The organism is Thomasclavelia sp. (assembly GCF_017889095.1).
GTDB lineage: Bacteria > Bacillota_I > Bacilli_A > Erysipelotrichales > Coprobacillaceae > Thomasclavelia.
On the sequence record NZ_JAGHEW010000402.1, the window covers coordinates 1 to 1,941 of the forward strand.

The 1,941-nt window shown below is 26.0% G+C and carries 1 protein-coding gene; it reads left to right on the top strand.

Features of this window, described 5'->3' with window-relative positions:
* Window positions 1-294 precede the first annotated feature (294 nt).
* The gene (locus J7M77_RS16715; protein ID WP_296880628.1) at window positions 295-1,419 is read left to right on the top strand and encodes a site-specific integrase; all 1,125 of its coding nucleotides are present in this window, start codon (window positions 295-297) and stop codon (window positions 1,417-1,419) included.
* The last annotated feature ends 522 nt before the right edge of the window (window positions 1,420-1,941 follow it).

The following is a 1,941-nucleotide window of genomic DNA, read 5'->3' on the forward strand; positions in this document are numbered from 1 at the left end:
TAGAATACTCTACGAACAAATATTTTTAATTAGTTACGATAGCATTCTAACATTTTTTGTTTAAAAATGGTAGTAAAAAATTATAATAGTTAAAAATGTGTAATTTTTTTCAATAAAAATGCTAAAAATTACCCTTTTTTTCATATTTTTTATGCTATTAATGGTCAATTTTTTGGTCAATTGGTAATAAGTGGGGTGGGAATATGATATAACATTTAGCTACTGTAGAGATTTTAAAATTGGCTAATTTATTTTACTGTTGATTAAAAGTTAAAAATTGAAAGGAGTACAAAGATGCCTAGAAGAGGAGAAAATATTTTTCATCGCAGTGATGGTAGATGGGAAGCAAGATATGTTAAAGGGATATCGCTTGATAATAAAAAGATATATGGTAGTGTTTATGGGAAAACTTATACAGAAGTTAAATCTAAGAGAAATGAAGTTTGTTTAGCGATAGCTAAAAGGTCTTTTATCAATAGTAAAGATACAATGGGATTTTATATTAGAGAATGGTTGAAAGTATATAAAGTACAGTTTAAAATGTCTACTTATGTTAAATATTATAATGCAATTGATAGTTATTTATTGCCGTATTTTAATGATATTAAAATACGGGATTTAAATAATCATCATATTGAAAGTTTTACTGCTGGTTTATTAAATAAAGGTAAAAAGGGTAAGCCTTTAGCAGCTAAAACGGTTAAAGATATTTTGTCGATCTTGAAAGGAATTTTTAAATTTATTGAAACTGAATATAATATTAGTTTGAATATAAATATTGTTTATCCGCGTAATCCTAAAAAAGAAAGCAAAGTGCTTAGTAAAAATGAGTTTGCAAGATTAAATCAAGTTTTATTGCATGATATTGATCCTTGTAAGTTTGGGGTATTAATTGCGATGACTACCGGAATTAGAATTGGTGAATTATGTGCTTTAAAATGGGAACATATTAATATAGAAGAAGGTTATTTATCAATTGAAAAAACAATGCAGCGAATCAAGAATTTAGAATCATTGACACCAAAAACAATTATTATTGAAGAATCTCCTAAAAGCCAGACATCAAATCGTTTAATTCCGATTCCGGAAAATTTAATACCGTTATTTAAACATTTTCAATGTAAGCCACATTGTTATCTTTTAACCGGAAAACCTGATAAATTTATTGAGCCAAGAAATTTAGAAAGAAAATTTAAAAAATACGTAGAGTTAGCAAAAATTGAAGAAATTAATTTTCATACACTAAGACATACTTTTGCAACTTTATGTATTGAAAATGGTTTTGAAGTAAAATGTTTAAGTGAAATTTTAGGGCATAGTGGTGCTCAAATTACTCTTGATCGCTATGTTCATTCATCTTTTAGGTTAAAAAAGGAGTCGATTAATCGCTTTTCAAAATCACTCATTTCTTGTCTATAAATTTGGTCAAGTCTTAGAAAATGCTTGTTTTATCAAGCATTTTTTAATGTTGTCTTAGATTATTCTACTCTACGATATTTTTATTATTCCCAGCTTTTTTATTTACAAACAAAAAAAGGCAAAATCGTATTTTATAACACCAATTAAAATACTAACCTTTACCTCTATAAAAGCTATCAAAACATAAGTATATTCTTATTATCAGGGAGGTCTTTCACCCTCAACCATTTTAATAGCTTCTCAAAATGATCAATATACTATTCACTTATAATATGATGATAACACAAAAGACCATTTTGGTCTATATCACATTCTTTAAATAATTCAAAACTAATCATTTAAATAACTAATGATAATGCTATAAAATATATTACATTCAATGCATACTAAAAGAAATATATTACACAATTAAGAAAGAAAATAAAAACTTACTTTTCAACAAAGAATCACTTGATTTTTGATGATAAATATGTAATTATATAAGTGCAATTAGATATTCCAAATGAAAAGGATGAGCCGTCA

What these genes read in the sequence shown, in the direction of transcription:
- J7M77_RS16715 (WP_296880628.1), top strand. Translation starts at nt 295, where the DNA reads ATGCCTAGAAGAGGAGAAAATATTTTTCATCGCAGTGATGGTAGATGG.